This window comes from Burkholderia sp. R-40 (assembly GCF_049942845.1).
In the GTDB taxonomy this organism is placed as follows: Bacteria; Pseudomonadota; Gammaproteobacteria; order Burkholderiales; family Burkholderiaceae; genus Burkholderia; species Burkholderia ambifaria.
On the sequence record NZ_CP187969.1, the window covers coordinates 478,914 to 499,807 of the forward strand.

Below are 20,894 nucleotides of genomic sequence, written 5' to 3' on the forward strand. Positions count from 1 at the left end.
GGCGAGGCGCTGAGGCCGCGCTGGTACCGGTTGCGTAGCATGTTGACTAAGCGTACCTGTGCCGGTCCCTGAGAATGCAGAGGACCTGACGGGCGTGCGGGAAAGGTTTATGAAATTGCCCGACCGCCGAATGGAGCTGGAACCTATGGCCGCGGTGTTCTCGGATCGGGTATTTGCTCGCGGCTGGATATTCCCCAGCATCCCTGCTGGTCGAGACACGGCTCGCGGTTGCGAAGCTACCGAAGACGATGCCGATAAATTTTCCGGCCTTGTATCTGATTCCCTCGGAATGCTGGGGGAGTTCGAAACCTTTGGTCTCATGGCATTGGCCTCCGTAGGCATCGCAGTCTAAAGACGTTACAGTAATGAGGTCGTGTGCATCGTAAGTTGCCGGCGCGAAGGAATGTGTCACCAGGCGCAACGAAGCCGACTGCCGCCAGCGCGTGCCGAAGCGCTCGCAGCCTGACCCGGCGCTGTATCCAAAGTTACTTGACCACTTCAGAAGGGCTCGCCGAGCGGGGCCGAAGGCCCCGGGAACGGCCATCAGTCTCTTTCGAGCAGGCGCCGCATGGCAAGGCGCACGTAGGGATCGGTACTGTCCTCGTGTGCCGTCGCATAGCCATGCCACGACGGATCGTCGAGGACTTTCAGGCAGATTGCCTTCAGTTCGGGCGCGCGATCGTCGGGCAATCCGTTCACGATCTGCCACGCTTCGTGCGGACGCCCGCGCACCAATGCGATCGTGACGGCAAACACGTGCACCTCGCGCGTTTCGGGGTAGACATCGTGCATGCGCGCCAGCAGCGCCTCGGCCTCGTCCAGCTCGTTGGCCTCGATATGCTCGATGATCGCCTGTGCCATGGCCGGCGCATCGGCCGGCAGTTCGGTAAGAAGCTCCATCATGCTCGTCACCGTCCGTGCATCAGGCTGCGCCAGTGCCTGAGGTCAGCGTTCGCACCGCCTCCTTGCCGCCCGCCAATGCGAGCGCGGTAGCGGCGCCCTCCGGCGTCAGGTTTTCCGCGAGCGCCGTGCCGCCCTCGAGCGCCTCGAGCCCACCCGTCGCAATGGCCCCCGCCCCCGCAAGGGCTTCCTTCGGGTTGCCGCTCAGCAGCCCCTTGCCGAACGTCGCCGCGCCGTGCAGCGCGTTGCCGACACCATTGAGGACACCCCCGGCAGCCTTGGTGACATCCCCGACCACGCTTTTCACAATATTGCCGATGAAGCTCATTCGTTTTCTCCTTGATCGTGAACGAAGCGCGCGTTCGATGAAACGCGCGAAACCGAGCCGCGTGAAGCCGGCCCTCGTTCCAATCTAATGAATGCGGATGCGAAAGCGTTCGCGCGCGCGAAGCCGCACCGCGAAAACCGAATGAGCGACACCCGCGAGACGGCTCGGCGGTATGCCGCCGCGAACCTGCTTCGCCAATCCGAACGAGGCTTCGCGCGGTTCACGGGAGTGTCATGACCGGCCCGCACAGTGCAGTCCATCTTGTCTCCCGGTCCGAGAACATCATGGCGCCCCCACCCAAGATCGAGTTCCGCTCGCATGCGATCGAATCCGCATCCCTCACCCGCACGACGAGCGACCCCGGCCCCCCCACGGGCGCGAAACCCGCTCCGGTGCCGACCCGGCGCGCAAGTGCCGGTGCGCTCATCGAGGAACTCGGCAGCCTCGGCAAGCGCCCGGGCGCGGAAAGTCTGCCCGCTGCGCCCGCCGCTCCCAGGCCCGCAGCGGCTATCGCGCCGCAGAAGCCCGGTGTGGACGACATCGGCGCATTCGTGCCGGGTGCCGGCGGCAAAGGTCGACGCTTCGCCGATTTCGCGCACGCGATGGGCGTCAACCGCAAAGGCATGACGTTGACGGCCTTCGCCGCCAAGCGGCCCGCGAAAGACGGCCTGAACGGCGTATCGACGGCGACGCACGGACAGTTCGGCTACGACGCGGCGCCCGCCACCGACCTCGTGAACGCGCTGGCCTCGGGCTCGAACGCCGCCGCCGCGCATTCGATCCATAGCCGTTACGAAAACAAGGTCAAGGCGATGCTCGCCGCCGACGTCGAACGCTTCGAGCACCCCGAAAAACGCCCTCCGGGCGCGCCGATGCCCAACCAGGTCGAGAATCTGCTGCTGACGAAAAACAGCAAGGGGGAATGGCAATACGACAAAGGCAAGCTCTCGCGCATCGCGCGAGACGACGCGCATCCGCTCACGCAGCATGCCCGCGACGTATTGACCGCCATGAGCATCGCGGAGAACAAGGGCAAACAACGTAACGGCGCGCTCTACCAGTCGGTCACGTCCGCCATCGGTCTGACGGCAAGCGGGCTGCTCATAGGCGGCTCGCACGGCGCGCTGGCACCCCTCGCGGCATCCGGGCACCTGACCAACGCGGTCAAGGAAACGCTCGATTTGAAGAAGCCGTTTGTCGAAGGACGGCAAAACCTGCGCAATGCGAAGGCCGCCACGATCCAACGCTACGTCGACACGGTATTGGCCCCGCACGACTACACCGGCCAGACGCAGGACGAGCGCCTGCGCGCGGCGCTGCAAACGAGCCGCGCGAAGATCGACGATCTGCGCGCCATGGAGGCGCGGCCAGCGGACGAAGGCCTGCCTGCGGACTTGCGCACCCCGCACGCGCAGGCGGGTATCTATGCATCGCTCTATGACGATGCACGCCGCTACGCCAACAGCACGACGTCGTTCGGCAAGCGCTTGATCTCGGGCATGCACGCTGAAGACAAGGCGAAGGTACACAAGGATGCCGAGCGCGACATCGTGGTCAAGCACATTCTGTCGATGGTCACCAAGAGCATCGGGCGCCTCGATCCGGCGTCGCTTGCGGCGCTCGCGGGTGCCGACATGGCAGTCGACGCATCAGGCTCGCAGCGCGCGAAGCAGGCGCTCGCGATCGTGGGCAACCATCCGCGCGCGAGCCGCAATCAGGATCTGATCGCCGCGCACACGCTGCTGACAGACAGCGGCATTCCGAAGGGCGAAGCGGCACTGCTGCTTTCGCAGCTTGCACGCGCGCGGCGCGAAAAACCGCAAGAGGCGCCGGCGCCGCGCGATACATCGGCTGCCAGCCGGAGCGCCGCACCGCTGACCGAAAGCGAGCGGCTCAAACAGATCGCCAACATCATCGGGCAGCCCGGCCTCACGGCAACCGCCGCCAAGACGGCGGAGGACGCCATCAAGAAAAACCTCGGGCTGAGGTCCTGACGCGCGGCGCGCAGTCGGCGGTTTATTTGCCGGTTCGCGGCACTCGACGAAACTTCGGAATGCGCAGGCTGTCCTCCACCGTGCGCGCTTACCGTGAAGCGGGGTGGCCGTCGGCCGTCATCGCCGTCCATGCCGCCATGACCTTCATTGCGAAAGGGAGAACCGATCATGCGATTCGCGTTCGCCGGCTTCGATCGCTGGCGTGTCGTCTTCGACGCGTTCGTTGCCGCCGGCTGGGAGCCTGTGGCGCTCTACTCGATTCCGGTCGACAACCGGCTCGACTTCAATAGCGAACTCGTCGAGCGCGCGGACAAGCTGCGCATTCCGGTGCAGCTGTCACGCATCGACGAAGACGATCTGCGCTGGCTCGCCGAACGGCAATGCGACGCACTGATCGTGGCCGGCTACAACCGGAAGATTCCGGCGTGGCAGCCCTATCTGCGCCATGCTGCGAACTTCCATCCGTCACCGCTGCCCGACGGGCGCGGCCCGTACCCGGCCATGCGCGCCATCCTCGAGGGGCGGCGCGAGTGGGGCGTCAGTTGCCATCGAATCGATGCCGATTTCGATACCGGGGAGATCGTCGATTCCGAATGCTTTCCGCTCGATGCCGACGAATGGCACGAGACGCTGCAGCTGAAGCTGCAGATGGCCGCCCATCGGCTGGCCACGCGCGTGGCCCGCGACTTCGATCGGCTTTGGAACGAACGGCGTCCACAAAATGCGGGCAGCTACTGGCCGCGCCTTGCCGATGCCGAGCGCACGATCGATTTTGCGCAGCCCGTGGCCGAGGTGATGCGCGTCGTGCGGGCCTGCGGGAATGTCGAATCGATCGCGCCGCTGTTCGGCACGACCGTCCACGTGCGGCGCGCCACCGCCTGGCAGGAAGCACACACGTACGAGCCCGGGCAGATCGTGCATCAGTACCGGCGCTGGGTCGTGGTCGCCGCGCAGGACGGCTTCGTCGCGTTGCTCGAATGGAGCCCGCTGAACGCGTCCCTTCGTCAGCAGATGGAGGGCTGAATCGGGACATCGGTTGCGCCGGTAAACAACGAAGCGGCCGCGCTGCGGTATTTCGCAGCGCGGCCGCCGATTGTCGCCGCTTGTTCCCGATCGTCGCTTCCCGCAGCCCCGATCGGCGGCCGCTCGGGTCGCCGATCGGGATGATCGCCGGAACTGCCGACGACGTTACTTCGTGCTGACGCCGGCGATCGTACCCGTGTGAATGCCGGTGATGTTCTCGAAGGCAACCGCGGCACGCGTCTTGCCCGGCGTCAGCACGTTCGCGCCGCCCAGTGCATCCGACAGCGCCTTGCTCGCGTCGTGGCTGATCTTGCCACCGCCATGTGCGTTCGCCGTCTGCTGCAGTTGTGCGCCGATCGCCGCCGCATCCGACTGGCTCAGCTTGCCCGACTTCACCGCGTTGGCGAGCGTCTTCGCCGCGGCATTGCCGTCGCCGTGCGACAACGCGCTTTCCATGGCCTGGAAGTCGGCACCATCCTGCGCGTTGAAGTTGGCCAGCGCCTTGCCTTCGTCGGCCATCTGCAGCGGCTTGCCGTCCTTCAGGAGGTCGCCCGTGCCGGGGGTGAAGCCTGCCGTCGCGCCCGTTGTCGGCAAGCCACCCGTCGTCGGCAGCGGACTGGTGTTCGCCGGAAAACCGCCCGTGCCAGGCAAGCCGCCGGTCGTCCCCGACTGCCCCGCCACGCCGCCCGCGCCACCCGTTGCGTTGCCCGCCGCGCCGAGTCCGCCTTGAGCCGCCCATTGGAAATTGCTGACCGCGGACTTGCCGTCGGTGCCCGCCACGTCGTGCGTCTCGATCTGCTGGTAGGCACCCGGGTTCGCGAGCATTGTCTGCGCCGCTTGCTGCACCGTGGGTGGCGTGCCGCCGTCGGCGTTCGTCGAGAGTTTGTACATCGTGTTCGGGTCCGACGCGCTGAGGCCATGCTGCCCCATGTACGAGGCCAGCACGCCCGCCGCGTTTTGCACCGTCATCCCCCCGGTGCCGCCCGGCATGGCGCCCGCGCCCCCCATGCCGCCGGGCGTCGCCCCCACACCGCCGGGCATTGCGCCCGCGCCGCCACCGGACATGCCACCGGGCGTGCCGCCAGCACCGCCGGCGCCGCCCGGCATGCCGCCGGCCTGCCCGTTCTGCCCGGCCTGCATCTGCTTGAGCAACTGGCTGATGAGGCCGATGAGATCCTTGAGCACGTCCTGCGTCGAGCCTGTCGAGGCACCGTTGGTCAGCCGTTGCAGGTAGCTCGCCGGATCGGTGGGGTAGGTGTTCATACTCGGAACGTTCAGATTCATGATGTTTCCTTCCTGTCGGGTAAGTGGTTGCGTGACCGTGGGTACTACGAGGCAAAGTCAGTCTAGGTTGCTGTCGCTGCTACAAGCGCACCGATGCGAAGGCTGCGATTGAAATGCGAATCGCCCGGCGCGCGGAAAGTGAAAACGGATGCTCATGCGCGGACCCACGTCATCGACGCGGAGAATCCGCTGTGGTCGGCCGGCACGCCGTGCGTGCTCGCCGGTGCGTCGGTGGACGCAGGCGCTTGCACGCTGGCGTCGAGCTTTGCGGCACGCTCGAGCAGGCGCGCGCCGATCGTCGCGCCCTCGATGCTTTCGCGCTGCTCGGCCGCGCTGAGCGCATAGCTGTGCCACAGCGGGTCTTCGAGGCCGAACAGACACACCGCCATCAGTGCGGCATGAAGCCCCGAGCGCTTCGCTTCGGTGTCGTCGTCTTCGAGCACGCGGCGCGCGTCGCCCCATGCCTGGCGCCGGACGTAGCGCCATGCGGCGACCGTCCCCGCGCCGGGCCACTTGGGCCGAAGCACGCGGATCGCTTCGAGGAGATCCTCGAAATCGGCTTCGTCGTCGAGCTGCGAAGCCGTCCACAGCACCTTGGTTAGGCCGCCGGCAATCTCATCCCTGCATCCTGTGTAAGTCACGATGTCCTCGTCTGCTGGAGTGCTGCAATCAAAAAGCGCACGGCGGCGCCGCGCACAGCCGTGCCGCGCTTGCTGCCGGCTCGTGCGTCGTGGGCGTCCCCTGGCGGTTAGTCTCTTGTATCGGGTCGGCTTTCGCCGACGCGACGCGAACGGAACGATCGGGATGCGAAGAGAGAACGGAGAAGAAAACCGACCGGGGCGATGGGATCGATCGGTGCGACAGGCCGGATCGGGCATTGGACCGTGCAGCTCGCTTTCGTGGCTATACCAAGGCGGCGCGAACAGACCAGGGGCCCGAATTGACGAGCCGCGCGCTTGACCAGTGGGCGTATGCGAACGGCGTCACGCTGAAGTTGATTCAGGCGGGCAAGCCAACGCGGAATGCGTACAGCGAATCGTTCAACGCCAAGTTCCGCGACGAATGCCTGAACGAGCACTGGTTCACGACACTCGCGCACGCTCGGGCTGTCATCGCGGCATGGCGTCAGGACTACAACGAGCAAAGGCCGCACAGTGCACTGAACGACCTTGCGCCGTCAGAGTTTGGGGCGGAACATCGGACAACCGCGGATGCTCCTGCAGCTTTCCAGGAGTTGGTTCAAAGGGACTTTGCCGGAAGCTCATTGGCCTTATTGAAGGGGGCAGCTCAGGGGGCAGGTCAATCGCGCTCCATTTTGACCTCGGCCAGTTCGCGTTTGACCTGCGCTCGCTCGACTTCCATTTCCGTCAGTGGCTTCGGGTGCCGACCGACATCCTTCAGCTTACCGGCCTTCGCCGCGCGTACCCCGTTTGCCAGCGCACACAGCCCCCCGTGACGGCTCAGAGATCCAGCACGAGCCGTTCGCCACGGCATCGCGACACGCACGGCATCATGCAATCGTTGCGGGCCTTTTCCGCCGCACTCAGGAACGCGTCCCGATGATCGGGCGTGCCCTCGAGCACGGTCGTCCGGCATGCGCCGCACACGCCCGCCTCGCACGACGTGGCGACCGCGATGCCGTGCTCGTACAGCACATCGGTGATCGACTGCCCCGGCGGCACGAGCAGCGCGCGCTGCGAGCGCGCGAGCTCGATCCGGAACGCGTCGGCCTCGCCGTCGGCAGGCTCCGCGGCCGGCGCGGAAAAATACTCGTGATGAAGCCGCGCATCGCCGAGCGCCGGGCGCGCGATCGCGTCGACGGCCGCCATGAACGGCGCCGGTCCGCAGAAATACAGATGCGAGCGCGAATCCATCGCGCCGACAATCGTCGTGATCGCGTCGCGGGTCGCGTCGGGCGTCAGCCCCGTGTGCACCGTCGCGACGTCCGCGAGCCGCGACGCAAGCGTCGCCCCGTACGCGGCCGCGTCGACCGAACGCACGAAGTAGTGGAACGCGAGCGGCCGCCCCGCGCGCACCAGGCTATGCGCCATCGCGAGCAACGGCGTCACGCCGATCCCGGCGGCGAGCAGCACGGCCGGGCTGTCGTCCGGCGCGAGCGGGAAGTAATTCAGCGGCGCGCCGATCCGCAGCACGTCGCCTACCCGGATCGCATCGTGCACGTGCGCGGAGCCGCCGCTCGACGCCGGCTCGCGCTTGATCGCGATCTCGTATACGCCGCGCTCGACCGGATCGTTGCACAGCGAATACTTGCGCGTGAGCCCGTCGCGCAGATGCAGGTCGATATGCGCGCCGGCTTCGAACGCCGGCAGGGCGAGACCCGGCGCGTCGCTGACGAGCCGCAGCGAAATCACGTCGCACGCGACGCGCTCGCGCGCAATCACGCGCGCGGCAAGCAGATCGTTTTCGATCATTGGATTCACCGTTCAGGAAAACTCACAGCAGCCCGATCAGCCGCCACCACAACGCATTGACCGGGATCACGAACACCACGCCCAGCAGCGCCGTCGCGATGCAGTACCGGAGCACCGCACCCCGGTCCAGCTGCGCGAGCGCGTTGCCGAACACGATCGGCGGCGACTGGTACGGCAGGACCGTGGTCGCATAGCCCATCACCTGCGCGAGCAGGCCGGCCTTCAGGTGCAGCCCCTGCGCGAGCAGGCGCGACACGATCGGCACGTATAGCGCCGGTTCCGCATTCGACGTGACCGCGAAGCAGACGACGATCGACAGCGCGGTCAGCGCGAAGTACACGAGCATCGGGCTGTCGCGCAGCGCGTCGAGCGCGAGCGTGTCCGGCACGCGCATGTCGAGATGGTTGACGAGCGCGGTCAGCCCGATGATCGCCGCGATGAACCACAGCAGGTCCATCTTCAGCGTCGCGGTGAAGCGCTCGAGCTGTGCGGGCGGCGACGTGCCGAAGTAGACGAGCGCGAAGCCGAGCCCGACCCAGCCGGGCGCGATGCGATGCACGGCGTCGGTGAACCAGAACGCGAGCGTGATCGCCAGCAGCACGATCGCGTGCCATTCGCGGCGGCCGAGCGCGACGCGCGCCGCCGGTATCTCGACTTCGCCGACCGTATCCGCGAACAGCCACCAGGACGCGAGCACCAGCACCGCGCCGCGCACGATCACGCCGGCCGGAAAGAACAGCAGCAGATACTCGGAGAAGCGCAGATGCATCCCGTGCGACTGCTCGAGAATCCCCGCCATGATCACGTTCGGCAGGTTCGCGGGCAGCACCGCGGCAGCCAGCTCGTACGAGCCGACGATCACGAGCAGCAGGATGCCGCGCCGCCCGTTCGCGTGCGCGCCGAGCTTCACGACGTCGCAGTAGCCGATCGCGATCGGAACCAGGATCGCGATCCGCCCGAACGTCGACGGCATCACGAGCGACAGCAGGAAGCTCAGGATCGCGAATGCGAGCAGCGCCTTCAGATACGAGCCGCCGATCCGGCGCGCGAGCGCGATGCCGATCCGTTCGCTCAGGCCGCTCTCCTTCAGCGCGAAGCCGATCGCCGCGCCGCTGAACACGAGCCAGAACGCGCTCGACCCGAAGCCGGAGAAGATCTCGGCGGTGGGCACCGACGTGCAGGTCGCCGCGAGGAAGAAAAACAGCAGCGACACCCACAGGCTCGCGACCGCGCCCGTCGCCCACAGCACGATGCAGGTGAACACAATCGCGACGATGCGTGCGTCGCCGGCCGACAGCGTGCCGCGCGCGCCGAGCGCGGCGACGCTCGCGAGCCCCGCCGCGAGCAGCGCGGCCGTGACGCGGCCGCCCGTCAGCATGCCGGCGCCGCGGCCCGGCCCGCCGAGCGCACCGCCGCTCAAGCGCGCATCACCGGCGAGTTCGCCGGGATCTCGTATTCGACGTGCGACTCGTCGAAGATGTCGCCGAATTCGCGCTGCTGGCGGAACGTCGGGTCCGGCGCGCAGCTCATCGGCAGATAGCCGCCCATCCATGCGCGCAGGTCGGTCACGTCCGGCGCGCCGCCGTACACGTTCGCGACCGGCCGCTCGCCGCGCGCGACCGCGTCGATCTGCTCCTGCAGCATCTGGCGGAACATCACGATCCCGCGATCGGACGCGCCGAGGTTCTCGCGCGAACGATCGAAGATCGGGCCCTGCGTCTCGACCGCCATCGCATCCTGGCTCATGAACGTGTCCATCAGGTAGCGGCCCGCCGCGTCGGTGCGCGCCGGCTGCCGGACGATCTTCGGCGCCTCGTCCGCGGGCGGCTGCGCGCCGTCCGCGTTCGGCGTGAACGACACCCAGACGATCCGCGTCGTCGTATCGTCGACCGGCACGCGCCAGTGCATCTCGGTCATGATCCGCAGCATGTTCGGGAACACCATCAGGTTGCCCCAGCCACGGCCCTCGCCTTCGTATTCCCAGCTCTTCACGATGCCCCAGTCGAAGCGCTGGAAGCCGAACCGCTTGAACGGCTTGCCGAACCCGGACGCGTCGCGCATGCCGAGGTGCTCGAAGTATTTCGAGTGCGTATAGAAGGTGTGCGTGACGTCGACCGCGTTTTCCTGCACCTGGAACCAGTTGCACGCGAGATCGTCCTGCACCTCGAAATGGCGGACGCCGTCGTTGCGCACGAGGATGTCCCAGTTCGGAAACGCGGGCTTCTGCTCCGCCGGCCCCATGTAAGCGAAGATCAGCCCGCCGCATTCGTGCGTCGCATAGCTGTCGATCAGCTTCTTGCAGACGCGGCTCGCCTTCGCCGATTCGAACGGCCGCTCCACGCATTCGCCGGCCGCGTTGTACTGCCAGCCGTGATACGCGCAGCGGATCGTGGCTTCCTCGACGAAGCCGTACAGCAGCGATGCACCGCGATGCGGGCAACGCTCCTGCACGAGCAGCACGCCGCCGTTGCCGGTGCGCGCGAGCACCAGATCCTCGCCGAGAATCCGCACGCGTTTCGTCTGGCCGGCTTCGGCCAGCTCCGACGAATAACCGACCGGATGCCAGTAGCGACGCAGCAACTCGCCGCACGGCGTGCCGGGCCCCACGCGGGTCAGCAATTCGTTGGTGGCGTGGTCAAGCATGAATACACCTCTCTCTCAGGTTATAGCGGGCTGTATCGCCCCGGAGACGTCTGCGTACCGGCGAACCCTCGAGTCGCGATACGTCCGTCGATAAATCTATTTTTTTAGACTAAATAAAGTGAAGGGAAAATGCAAGACGGGAAAGTCCACAATTTTCAGCCCATCATCGTCGTCGCATCGCCAGAAATCGGCCGATGTGTATAATTAAAAAGACGAACGGCACGCGCGATCGCTGAGATCGACGCGCCGCGCGTCGGCCAACCAGGAGGACAAGATGGCGATCATTGGCGTGATGGGCTCGGGCAAGAACGAATGGCCGGAGTTGGCGACGCCGCTCGGAACGTGGATCGCCGCGCAAGGATTCGACCTGCTGACCGGCGCCGGCCGCGGCGTGATGCTGTCGATCGCGCGCGCGTACGCGACGACGCCGGGGCGCCGCGGCCGCTCGATCGGCATCGTGCCGAGCGAAGCGCACCCGCTGTTCGGCTTCGTGCCGATCGCCGGCTATCCGAATCCGTTCATCGACCTGCCTATCGTCACGCCACTGCCGCGCAAGGAAGCGGACGCGCCGGACGACGCATTGAGCCGCAACTACGTGAACGTGCTGACGAGCGACGTCGTCGTCGCGCTGCCGGGGAGCAAGGGCACGCTCGACGAGATCCGCCTCGCGACGCGCTTCGCGAAGCCGTTGATCTGCACCGGGCCCGCGAGCGCGTTCGATGGCGTCGCGGCCGGCACGCGCATCGTGTCGGCGCTCGATGACGTCTATGCATTCGTGCTCGCGCACGTGAGCCGCGCGGAAGGCGGCGCGGGCGCACACGTTCCGTCGGCGTGAACCGCACGCCTTCCGGGTCCACGGCGCGTCGGCCGCCATCGCTTCCCGTGTCGCCGGTCACAGCCGCGCAATCGTGTCGGCGAGCACGCGCACGCCCAGCATGAAATCATCGATCGACATCGCCTCGTGCGGGTTGTGCGATCCGTGATCGTTGCGCACGAACAGCATCCCGCTTGGCACGCCCGCGTTCGCGAACAGCGCCGCGTCGTGGCCCGCGCCGCTCGGCAGCGTCGCATACGGCACGTCGAGCCGCGTGCACGCGGCGGCAAGCGCGGCGCGCAGGGTGGCATCCATCCGCGCCGGCGCGCTCGCCAACCGCCGGTCGAAATCGAATCGCACGCCACGCTCGCGCGCGATCGAATTGCATTCGGCGATCAGCAGCTCATGGAAGACGTCGAGCGTCTCCGTGCTCTCGCTGCGCGCCTCGAAGCTGAAATGCACCTGGCCGGGAATCCGCGAAATCGAATGCTCGTCCTGATCGGTCGACACGATGCCGGTCGTCACGACGAGATCGATGTTGCGTTCGAGCAGCCGGCGCCAGTGCTCGTCGAGCCGCGTGATCAGCTCGGCGACCGCGAAGATCGCGTCGTGCCGCAGGTCGCGCGGCACCGCGCCGGAGTGGCCGGCCTCGCCGATGCAGCTGATGGAGTTGTGCCGCACGTTGCCGCGAATGCCGGACACGACCGCGACCGGCAGCCCGCGCGCGACCATCACGGGCCCCTGCTCGATGTGGAGCTCCAGATACGCATGCGCGCGCCGCACGTCGAACAGCGGCTTGCGCGCCCGCACCGCGTCGATGTCGACGCCCGCCGCCGCCATGCATTCGGCCAGCGGGCGGCCGGTGCTGCGATGCTTCATCGCGAGATCGTCCGGAGTCAGCCGGCCGAACAGCGCGCTCGATCCCATGTAGGCCTTGCCGAACCAGGCGCTCTCTTCGCCGCGCAGCGCGATCACGTTCAACGGGTGCGGCGACGCGCGGCCGCTGCGCCGTTGCGCGACGAGGCACAGCAGCCCCGCGACGATGCCCGCGAGCCCGTCGTAGTTGCCGCCATGCGGCACCGAGTCGAGATGCGAGCCGACCCAGATCGCGCGCGCATGCGGGTCCGCGTCGGGCAGGCTGAAGATCAAGTTGGCCGCGCGGTCGGCGCGCACCGCGATGCCCTCGCGTTCGGCGTGCGCCGCCAGCCGCTGCGCGGCCGCCGTTTCGCTGTCGCCGTAGCTCTCGCGCGTGACGCCCACGCCGTCGGCCGACAGCACGCGGATCTCGTCGAACCACTGCTCGGCGAGCGCCGTCAGTTCGGCGAGCGGCAGCGCCGCCGCGTCGTGCACGTCGATGTCCGCCGGCGCGTCCGGCCTGTCGGTATGCGCGTTCATCACGCCCCCGCCGTCGCGCCGCCCGCGCGCGCCGGCGCCGCGCAAAAGCGCTGCCAGCGCTCGCTCAGCTCCGCGTCGAGCCTGACCTGCCCGGTCAGCGACGCGATCGTGCCGATGCCCTCGTCCGCGCAAAACTGCTCGAGCCCGTCGATGATCGTGCGCATCACGCCCGGATCGCGGAACGACGCAGTGCCCACCTGCACCGCGCTCGCGCCGGCGAGCAGGAACTCGATGGCGTCGGCGGCGCTCCGGATGCCGCCGCAGCCGATCACCGGAATCGACACGGCACGGTAGCACTGGTGGACGAGCCGCAGCGCGATCGGCTTGATCGACGGCCCGGACAGGCCGCCCATCACGTTGCCGAGCGACGGCCGGCGCGTGCGCACGTCGATCGACATGCCGAGCACCGTGTTGCCCATCACGATCGCATCGGCGCCCGCGTCCTGCGCCGCTTGCGCGATCTTCGCGATGTTGCCCGCGTTCGGCGTCAGCTTCACCCACAGCGGATGCCCGGTGCGCGTGCGGATCGCGTCGACGACCTGCCGGGTCATGCCCGCGTCCATCCCGAACGCCATGCCGTCCGCCTCGAGATTCGGGCACGAGATGTTCGCCTCGATCGCCGCGACGTCCGGTCGCGACAGCGCCTCGCACGCGCGCGCGAACGCGTCCGCCGTATCGGCGGACACCGACGCGACGACCGGCGTGCCGTGGCCCGTGTACGCGGGCAGCACGTGTTCGAGATAGTCGTCGATGCCGCGGCTCGGAATGCCGATCGAATTCAGCATGCCGTCACCCGCGTCGGCGACACGCGGCGTCGGGTTGCCCGGGCGGCTGACGGGCGACACGCTCTTGATCACGAGCGCGCCGAGCCCGCTCAGGTCGAGCGCATCGCGATACTCGATCGCGAAACAGCCGGATGCCGGCATCACGGGATTGCGCAGGCGCAGTTCGCCCACGCGTACGCTCAGGTCAGCCAACTTCCACCTCCACCTCCGTCACCACGTCGCGAATCGCGAACACCGGGCCCTCGCGGCACACGCGCCGGAATGCGCGGGTCGCGCCGTCGTCGAACATCCGCACGCACGACAGGCAGACGCCCATCCCGCATGCCATCCGCTGCTCGAGCGCGACCTCGCCGCGCATCGACGGATGGCCGGCGAGCACGCGCTGCAGCAGCGCGAGCAACCGTTGCGAGCCGCACGTGTAGACCGAGTCCGGCCGATCGCGCGCGATCGCGGCGCGCAGCAGCGCGTCCACGTTCGCGACCGCCGACGAGCCGTCGCTGTCGAACACCGCATGCACGTCGGCCGGCGCGCCGCGCAAGAATTCCGCGGTCATCAGGTCGTCCGGCGTGCGCGCCGACATCACGACCGTCAGCGCGATGCCCGCCCCCGCCGCGCGCTGCACGAGCGGCGCCATCGTCGCGAGACCGACGCCGCGCGCGACGAGCAGCAGCCGTCGCGCACCGGCGTCGAGCGTGAACGGGCGGCCGAGCGGCCCGACGATCGACAGCCGCGCGCCGACGCCGAGCTGCGCGAGCGCACGCGTGCCTTCGCCGGTCACGTTGTACAGGAACTCGATTTCGCCGGCGCCGGGGCCGACGCCGTACACGCTCATCGGGCGCGGCAGGAATGGCCGGTGCAGATCGCTGACGGGGCAGACGAGCTGATAGAACTGGCCGGCCTGCGTGACGCTCGCGAGCGGCGCGTCGGCGCGCACGCGCAGATAGCGATAGCGCCGGTTCACCGCGCGATGCGCGACCACGTCGCACGCGTGCGTGGCGACCGTGGCCGCCCACGGCTGCGCGCAGGCGCGCGCTCCGTCGATCACGTCCATCGTTCTCTCCTCGTTACGGTTGGGCGGGAGCCACGCGCGTCAGTCGAGCGCGCGGTCCTTCAGTTCCGGAATCAGCGTGACCGTGACGATCATGTCGAGCACGTACAGCGCGGCCAGCATCGCGATCGCGATCTGAAACGAATAGCGCGCGGCGAGCGCGCCGACGACGAGCGGCCCGAGGCCGCCGATCGCACGGCCGACGTTCCACAGCACGTTCTGCGCGGTCGCCCGCACCACGGTCGGGTACGCTTCGGATATCAGCGTGCCGTAGCCGCCGACCATGCCGTTCACGAACATGCCCATCAGCGCGCCGGCCCACAGCATCGTGGCCGGGTCCGTCAGCCGCGAATACACGAACACCATGGCCACCGCGCCGAGCTGGTACAGCAGGAACGTCGGCTTGCGGCCGATCCGGTCGGCCAGGTGTCCGAACAACCAGACGCCGGCCATCATCCCGAGCACGGTCACGGCGGTCCACAATCCGGATTTCGTCAGCGAAAAGCCGAGCTGCTTCGACAGGAACGTCGGCATCCAGATCATGATCCCGTAGTAGCCGAAGTTCTGCACCGCGCACAGCACGACGATGCCGATGCTCGTGCGGGTCGTGCGCGCATCGGCGAACAGCAGCCGGAAACGCGCGCCCGTGCGCGCCGGCTGCGGGCTCCGGACGAACACTTCCGGCTCGTGCAGCTTGTTGCGCAGCACCCAGGCGACGATCGCGGGCAGCACGCCGATCGCGAACATGCCGCGCCAGCCGACGCTCTGCAGCAGCAGCGGCGTCAGCAGCGACGCCGCGAGCACGCCGCTCTGCCAGCCGAGCGCCACGTACGACGACACGCGGGCGCGCTTGGCTGCAGGCCACGCTTCGGCCGCGAGCGCCATGCCGATGCCGAATTCGCCGCCGAGGCCGATGCCGGCGATGGTCCGGTACGCGAGCAGATCCCAGAAGCCCTGTGCGAACGCGCACAGCCCGGTGAACACCGCGAAAAGCAGGATCGTCCAGGTCAGCACGCGCACGCGGCCGTAACGATCGCTGAGCGCGCCGAAAATCACGCCGCCCGCGACCGCGCCGATCAGCGTCCACGTGACGAGCGCCCCCGCCTGCCGCGCGCCGAGGTGCAGCGACGCCGCAATTGCCGGCAGCATGAAGCCGAGGATCAGCAGGTCGAAGCCGTCCATCGCATAGCCGATGGCCGAACCGGCCAGCACTTTCCACGCATAGCGCGACACCCGTTCGGGCGGTGCGTCGGCGGGCGCGGCCGCGGAGGATCGAAGGTTCGCTTCCATGATTGTCCGTATCGTGAGGAGGGGATATCGATGCCGGCCGTCCGCCTCGCGGTCGTTTGTCGTTTTTTTTAGACAGACGGACCACAACCCGATCGTCGGCATCGCACAGCTTAAGGGCGTGGCCCGGGCGGATTCGCGCCGGCGTCGCGCATCAGACGACCAGTTCCTTCGACACCTGCGCGGCGAAGCCGTTGAGCGCCGCGAGCAGCGCGTCGTCCGAGCGCCCGCTTGCATCGCTCAGCCGCCGCGCGTGCTCGCGCAGTTCGGCGAGAAACGCCTGCACCGTCTCCGTGCAGACCGCCACGCCCTCCTGCCGTTCGGCGAACGTCGCGGCCGCCTGTGCGAGCAGCACCAGCGCCGCCGATTCCCGCCCGTGCGGCGCCGCCGCGTCCCGGCAGCGCGTCGCGAACCGGTGAATGTCGGAAAAGCCGACGACGTCCTGTGCCAGCCACTGCGTAGCGTCCATAAGGTTCATGCTTTCCTCCTCGTCTAAATATTTAGACTACCCGCATCAAAAACGGAATGCAAGCGTCCGATGTATCGGGGTAAACCGGGAAGCCTCGCATCGCGATGCCTGCGTCAGAAACGCGTGCGCAGGCCCGCGCCGTACGTGATGCCGGTCGACAGCCCGCCGACGTGATCGACCTTGATCGCCGAATAGAGGTCGGTGCGCTTCGACAGCAGATAATCGTAGCCGAGCGCGCCGGTGCTGCGATGCGCGCCGTCGGCGAGCGCCCCGCTCGAATGCGTATACGCGTAGCTCGCCAGCAGCGAACCCACGCCGATCGGCACGCTGACGCCGGCCTGCAGCGTATCGCCGTGGAAGTTGCCGCGCTGCGCGCGGTTCGCGACGTTCATGTACTGCGCGAACAGCTTCACGACACGCCAATCGTACAACGCGCTGACCTGCACCGTGCGCTGGCTCGACAGGCCCGGCGCCGCGGCGAGCGCGCCGTCGAGATCGCCAGGCGTCGCGCTGAAATTCACGTACTGGAAGACCACGGCGGCCGCGAACGCGCCGCGCGCGTAGTTCGCGTTGACGCTCCATTTCTTCGCGCCGTTCCGGCCGGCCGTATTGCCGAGTGCATACAGCAGCCCCGCATTGAATCCGCCGAACGTCGGGCTCGTATAGGCGAGCGCGTTGTTCCACGCCGAATCGCCGACCACGCCCTCGGCGCCCACGCCCTTGAACGTATGGAAGATCATCGGCGAGAACGTGTACGAATTGAACAGCGGGTTGAACTGGATCGTCGCGAGATACAGCGGCGTCGTGATCCGGCCAAGACGAAGCTGGCCGAACCGCGTCTGCAATCCCGCGTACGCATTGCGCGAAAACAGGCTGTCCCCGGCGTAGCGGCCGTACGCGCCGCTTTGTGGTTGAAAGTAGCTTTCGAGCACGAAGAACGCCTTGTTGCCGTTGCCGAGATCCTCGCTGCCGCCGAGCCCCCAGAACGACGTCGTCATCCCGCCGCCCGACTGCACGAGCGCCGTGCGCCCGCCGGGTTGCTTCACCGAACCGACGAAAGCGTCGGCGACACCGTACAGCGTCACGCTCGACTGCGCGTGCGCGAGCGGCGCGACGCCAATGGCGCCTGCCGCGCCGGCCATCAGGAATCCTGCCCGAAATCGGGCGCGCGGGGTACGCAACGTCATGCTTTTCTCCTCCCGGCGCAATGGGCCGGCACGTGTGAATGTCTGGAAGGGGCGATGCCTCTATCGCCGACAGCGTCTGCGCGCTCGCCCTTCGTCCAAATATTTAGACGATGTGCACGCGCACGGACACCGTCCGGGCGCAGGCCGTTACCGCGCACCGGACGAGCGCAAGCCGCGGGTGTGCGAGCATTCGTTGTCGGCTACGTTAAAATACCCGATACAAAAAAATAGACAAACATCGATCTTCGCGATGCCCCCGGCAGGATGGCGGCGCGGTCGCGCAACTCGGTGTCTGTCGATTTTTCACCCGCCACTCAGAGGTACTTCATGTCCACCGCCGGTTCCCGAAAAACGCGTCTGCGCGGCGCGCGCTTCGACTTCGACAGCATTGGCGAGCGCTTGCGCGCGTACCGGATGGCTGCCGAGTTGCGCAGCGAGGATGTCGCCGAGCGCCTGAACATCTCGCGCGCGGCGGTCTACAAGCTCGAACGTGGCGAGATTGTAAAGATCGATACGCTCGAGCGGCTCGCCGCGCTGTTCGGGGTGTCGCTCGCGAACCTGATGGGCGTCGAGGTCGAGTATCACGATTCGGCGATCAGCTATTTCGAGCGCATGCGGCAGATCGAGAGCCGCTCGCAGCGGATCTTCGCGCATTTCGATCCGTTCTCGTTCCTGCTGACCTCCGACGATTACGACGGCTGGCTGCGCCAGATGCTCGAGGAAAGCATCCCGCCGTCGCTGACCGATGCCGCGTGGCGGCAGACGCTGTCGAAAGTGATGGCGATCCTCGCGGACCGGAAAGCCGCGTTCCGGCGCGCACCGCTGAACGTGACGAGCCTGATCGGGCTGCGCCAGATCGAGCAGTTCCTGCACCACGGCCTGGTCGGCCGCCTCGGGCTGCCGCCGGGCGTGCAGCTCGAGCGCAAACTCGCCGCGCGCCGGGAAGTGATGCGGATCGTCGGGATGCTGGAGGACGATGCGAAAGGCGTGCGTATCGGCATCGTCAGCGACAACCTGCCGAACGAGACCTTCCAGATCTTCGAGGACGACGACAGCGCGCATATCGCGGTATCACCGTTCCGGCTCGGCGAGCTGCCGAACATTCGTACCGGCATCGCGACGATCACCACGTCGGCGGATGCCGTCGCGATGTACCGGAAGATGATCGACCGGCTGTGGACCGATTCCACGAAGGGGGCCGACGGGGCCAGGCTGCTCGTCGACCTGCTCGACCGGGCGTAGTGGGGCGTGGGGTGGATCACGCGCGATTCCGGGTTGGGAGCGACATGACCGCGCCCGGCGGCCGCCAATCCCGCCATGTCGCGGCGCGCTGGCAGCATGCCGCGTGCTGTCACGCCTTCACGGGTGCTGGAACCGACTGTATTGCCACTCCCGCGAGCGCGGTTGACTTGCGTCAAACGTCCTCTTTCGTTGCAGGCTTGACGCGTATCAAGTCGGCACGCGCGCTGCTCGGCTGCAATGGAGTCCGTCAAGCGGTGGCGTGTGGCTTGCCACACCGATCCGACAAAATCGAGCAGACGGGAACGTGCCGTTCTCGTTCGAATCCAACCTGCGCGGTGCGGCAACGACGCGCGCGCCCGCCATACCGATCCGTCCACCATGTCCCGAACGCCTCACGTACCGTTTGCGCTGGGCCGCGGAAACGCACGACGAAAGTCGATGCAATTCGATCGCGCGTTGAGTCGGCCCGCCACGTATCCGCACCCCGCGGGACGCATCGAGCGGATTGAAACCCATCTGTCCGTCGTCTATCTGGCGGGGCGCTACGCGTACAAGCGCATCAAGCCGGTGCGTTTCGCGTTCGTCGATCTCGTGCGCGCTGCGCGGCGCCGCCGCTGTGCGCTCGCGGAATGCACGCTCAATCGGCCGTTTGCCGGCCCGCTGTACCTGGGCGTCTGGCCGCTCGTCGCACGCGGCCGACGATGCGCGTTCGATGCGCCGGTGCGGATTGGCGGGCGCCGTCAGCGGCAGCAGGCGGCGCCCGGCGAGTACGTGGTGCGCATGCGCCGGTTCGACGCGCGAGGGATGTTGTCCGCACGCAGCACGTCGCTCGATGAAGGGCTGGCGGATGCGGACGCCCTCGCCGATATGCTGGCCCGCCATCATCTGCATGCGCCGCGCCGTGCCCCGCGCGGCCATCCCGGCAGCGCGGAATGCATCGCGGCCCAGTGCCGGCCCTTGCTCGACACGCTCGACGTCGCCGTGACGGATGAAGCGGCGCTGCGCGCCTGGTACGAAGCCGAGTTGACCCGCATCGCACCGCAGCTTGCCGATCGGCATGCGCACGGATTCGTGCGCGCGTGCCACGGTGATCTGCATCTCGACAATATCGTCCGCTGGCGTAACCGGATCCTGATGTTCGACTGCATCGAATTCGACGACACGCTGCGCTGGATCGACGTGGCGAGCGATCTCGCGTTCGCGTTGATGGATTTCTCCGCCCACGGGCGCGACGATTGTGCCCACCGCCTCCTTTCCGGATGGCTGGCACGCACGGGCGACCATGCGGCACTGGGCGTGCTGCCGTGCTACTTCGTCTATCGGGCACTGGTGCGCGCGCTGACCGCGCGTCTGCGCGGTGACGAAGCGGCGCGTACCCGCTATCTGCGCATCGCGTCGGCCATGGCTAATGCACGACGCGATGCGCAACCGATGCTGCTCCTGTGTCACGGGCTTTCCGGCTCGGGCAAATCGCTGGCCAGCCGTGCGCTGGCGGAGCGGCTCGGGGCGATCCGGCTGTCCAGCGATGTCGAACGCAAGCGGAATGCCGGTGTCCCCGGGGGCACCCGTCTGCCGCGCGGCGCCTATTCGGACACGGCGATAGACCGGGTCTACGAAAGGCTGCTTTCAGAGGCCGGCGTGGTGCTCGACAGCGGCTACACGGCGATCATCGACGCGACGTTCCTGCGCGAACGCAACCGCGCGGCGTTCATCTCGCTCGCCGCACGCCGCGGCGCGCGCGTCGCGATTCTCGATTTCACCGCGAGCCAGGCGACGCTCGCCGCACGTGTCGCGGCGCGGGCGGCATCCGGACGCGATGCCTCCGATGCCGACACGGCCGTGCTGGCACGACAGATCGAGCATGCGGACCCGCTGACCGAAGCGGAGGCCGCGATCGTGATCCGTTTCGACACCGATTGTGATGTCGCGGCGTATGGGAGCCGCGCATTCTGGGCACCATTACTCGCCGCGCTGCGTACGTAAGCTCGCGGTGCGCGTCATGGGCAAGCGGCCCGGCCGCCTGCGCACCTCGGAAAAACCAGTACCCAGCCAGCCGTAACGCG

General features: G+C 67.6%; 19 protein-coding genes and 2 pseudogenes. 7 read left to right on the forward strand and 14 right to left on the reverse strand.

The features are described 5' to 3' along the window. Positions 1 to 109: 109 nt before the first annotated feature. The gene (locus tag ACP26O_RS30915; protein WP_175662415.1) at positions 110 to 352 is read left to right on the forward strand and encodes a hypothetical protein; all 243 of its coding nucleotides are present in this window, start codon (positions 110 to 112) and stop codon (positions 350 to 352) included. A gap of 191 nt (positions 353 to 543) precedes the next feature. On the opposite strand, the gene ACP26O_RS30920 is transcribed toward ACP26O_RS30915, so the two are convergent. Together ACP26O_RS30920 and ACP26O_RS30925 are read right to left on the reverse strand one after the other, a co-directional pair. Continuing rightward, a complete protein-coding gene (locus ACP26O_RS30920) occupies positions 544 to 903 on the reverse strand; it encodes an HrpB1 family type III secretion system apparatus protein (RefSeq protein ID WP_006750727.1) in 360 nt (119 codons plus the stop codon). A gap of 19 nt (positions 904 to 922) precedes the next feature. After that, positions 923 to 1,228: a hypothetical protein gene (locus tag ACP26O_RS30925; RefSeq protein ID WP_006750728.1), complete on the reverse strand. Its 306-nt coding sequence runs from the start codon at positions 1,226 to 1,228 to the stop codon at positions 923 to 925. A 284-nt stretch (positions 1,229 to 1,512) separates the two neighbouring features. Here ACP26O_RS30925 and ACP26O_RS30930 point away from each other — a divergent pair, with 284 nt between their 5' ends. Next, positions 1,513 to 3,222 carry a hypothetical protein gene (locus tag ACP26O_RS30930; protein WP_244103703.1) on the forward strand — a complete coding sequence of 570 codons (1,710 nt, stop codon included), beginning with the start codon at positions 1,513 to 1,515 and terminating at the stop codon, positions 3,220 to 3,222. A gap of 168 nt (positions 3,223 to 3,390) precedes the next feature. Next, on the forward strand, positions 3,391 to 4,245 hold the full coding sequence (locus tag ACP26O_RS30935; RefSeq protein WP_175664529.1) for a methionyl-tRNA formyltransferase: 855 nt from the start codon (positions 3,391 to 3,393) through the stop codon (positions 4,243 to 4,245). Positions 4,246 to 4,410: 165 nt separating this feature from the next. Here ACP26O_RS30935 and ACP26O_RS30940 read toward each other — a convergent pair whose 3' ends face one another. Further along, entirely contained in the window at positions 4,411 to 5,529 is a 1,119-nt protein-coding gene (locus ACP26O_RS30940; RefSeq protein ID WP_175664528.1) for a hypothetical protein, read from the reverse strand. A 152-nt stretch (positions 5,530 to 5,681) separates the two neighbouring features. After that, positions 5,682 to 6,170, reverse strand: a complete 489-nt coding sequence (locus ACP26O_RS30945) for an HrpB1 family type III secretion system apparatus protein (protein WP_041491770.1) — start codon at positions 6,168 to 6,170, stop codon at positions 5,682 to 5,684. Between the two features lie 230 nt (positions 6,171 to 6,400). On the opposite strand from ACP26O_RS30945, the pseudogene ACP26O_RS30950 reads away from it, so the two are divergent. After that, positions 6,401 to 6,730 (forward strand): annotated as a pseudogene (locus ACP26O_RS30950) (integrase core domain-containing protein); the annotation flags it as partial. 101 nt (positions 6,731 to 6,831) lie between these two features. Here the strand turns inward: ACP26O_RS30950 and ACP26O_RS30955 are convergent. The 4 genes and pseudogenes from ACP26O_RS30955 to ACP26O_RS30970 form a co-directional block, all read right to left on the reverse strand. Continuing rightward, positions 6,832 to 6,966: pseudogene (locus tag ACP26O_RS30955) on the reverse strand (IS3-like element ISBvi4 family transposase); the annotation flags it as partial. A 23-nt stretch (positions 6,967 to 6,989) separates the two neighbouring features. Beyond that, positions 6,990 to 7,961, reverse strand: coding sequence for a PDR/VanB family oxidoreductase (locus ACP26O_RS30960; protein ID WP_175664527.1), 972 nt, complete (start codon positions 7,959 to 7,961; stop codon positions 6,990 to 6,992). Positions 7,962 to 7,983: 22 nt separating this feature from the next. Next, positions 7,984 to 9,381, reverse strand: coding sequence for an SLC13 family permease (locus ACP26O_RS30965; RefSeq protein WP_175664526.1), 1,398 nt, complete (start codon positions 9,379 to 9,381; stop codon positions 7,984 to 7,986). Then, positions 9,378 to 10,604: an aromatic ring-hydroxylating dioxygenase subunit alpha gene (locus ACP26O_RS30970; RefSeq protein WP_011660790.1), complete on the reverse strand. Its 1,227-nt coding sequence runs from the start codon at positions 10,602 to 10,604 to the stop codon at positions 9,378 to 9,380. Before ACP26O_RS30970 ends, ACP26O_RS30965 begins: the two co-directional genes overlap by 4 nt. Positions 10,605 to 10,878: 274 nt before the next feature. Between ACP26O_RS30970 and ACP26O_RS30975 the strand changes: the two genes are divergently transcribed. After that, complete coding sequence (locus ACP26O_RS30975; protein WP_175664525.1) at positions 10,879 to 11,439, forward strand: DNA-binding protein; 561 nt, start codon at positions 10,879 to 10,881, stop codon at positions 11,437 to 11,439. Positions 11,440 to 11,496: 57 nt separating this feature from the next. On the opposite strand, the gene ACP26O_RS30980 is transcribed toward ACP26O_RS30975, so the two are convergent. The 6 genes from ACP26O_RS30980 to ACP26O_RS31005 all read right to left on the reverse strand — a co-directional run bounded on the left by ACP26O_RS30980 (position 11,497) and on the right by ACP26O_RS31005 (position 17,589). Continuing rightward, positions 11,497 to 12,813: a hydantoinase/carbamoylase family amidase gene (locus ACP26O_RS30980; RefSeq protein WP_175664524.1), complete on the reverse strand. Its 1,317-nt coding sequence runs from the start codon at positions 12,811 to 12,813 to the stop codon at positions 11,497 to 11,499. Continuing rightward, positions 12,813 to 13,790, reverse strand: coding sequence for a dihydroorotate dehydrogenase (locus ACP26O_RS30985; RefSeq protein ID WP_175664523.1), 978 nt, complete (start codon positions 13,788 to 13,790; stop codon positions 12,813 to 12,815). The genes ACP26O_RS30980 and ACP26O_RS30985 overlap by 1 nt, the downstream gene beginning before the upstream one ends. After that, positions 13,783 to 14,649 carry a dihydroorotate dehydrogenase electron transfer subunit gene (locus ACP26O_RS30990; RefSeq protein WP_175664522.1) on the reverse strand — a complete coding sequence of 289 codons (867 nt, stop codon included), beginning with the start codon at positions 14,647 to 14,649 and terminating at the stop codon, positions 13,783 to 13,785. The genes ACP26O_RS30985 and ACP26O_RS30990 overlap by 8 nt, the downstream gene beginning before the upstream one ends. A 39-nt stretch (positions 14,650 to 14,688) precedes the next feature. After that, positions 14,689 to 15,936 (reverse strand): MFS transporter, encoded by a 1,248-nt coding sequence (locus tag ACP26O_RS30995; protein ID WP_175664521.1) that lies wholly within the window; start codon positions 15,934 to 15,936, stop codon positions 14,689 to 14,691. Positions 15,937 to 16,087: 151 nt separating this feature from the next. Further along, positions 16,088 to 16,411: a hypothetical protein gene (locus tag ACP26O_RS31000; RefSeq protein WP_011660795.1), complete on the reverse strand. Its 324-nt coding sequence runs from the start codon at positions 16,409 to 16,411 to the stop codon at positions 16,088 to 16,090. Between the two features lie 104 nt (positions 16,412 to 16,515). Then, positions 16,516 to 17,589: a porin gene (locus ACP26O_RS31005; protein WP_175664520.1), complete on the reverse strand. Its 1,074-nt coding sequence runs from the start codon at positions 17,587 to 17,589 to the stop codon at positions 16,516 to 16,518. A gap of 327 nt (positions 17,590 to 17,916) precedes the next feature. Here ACP26O_RS31005 and ACP26O_RS31010 point away from each other — a divergent pair, with 327 nt between their 5' ends. Beyond that, positions 17,917 to 18,831: a helix-turn-helix domain-containing protein gene (locus tag ACP26O_RS31010; protein ID WP_012372060.1), complete on the forward strand. Its 915-nt coding sequence runs from the start codon at positions 17,917 to 17,919 to the stop codon at positions 18,829 to 18,831. Between the two features lie 378 nt (positions 18,832 to 19,209). Then, the gene (locus tag ACP26O_RS31015; RefSeq protein WP_175664774.1) at positions 19,210 to 20,814 is read left to right on the forward strand and encodes a bifunctional aminoglycoside phosphotransferase/ATP-binding protein; all 1,605 of its coding nucleotides are present in this window, start codon (positions 19,210 to 19,212) and stop codon (positions 20,812 to 20,814) included. Positions 20,815 to 20,894 lie beyond the last annotated feature (80 nt).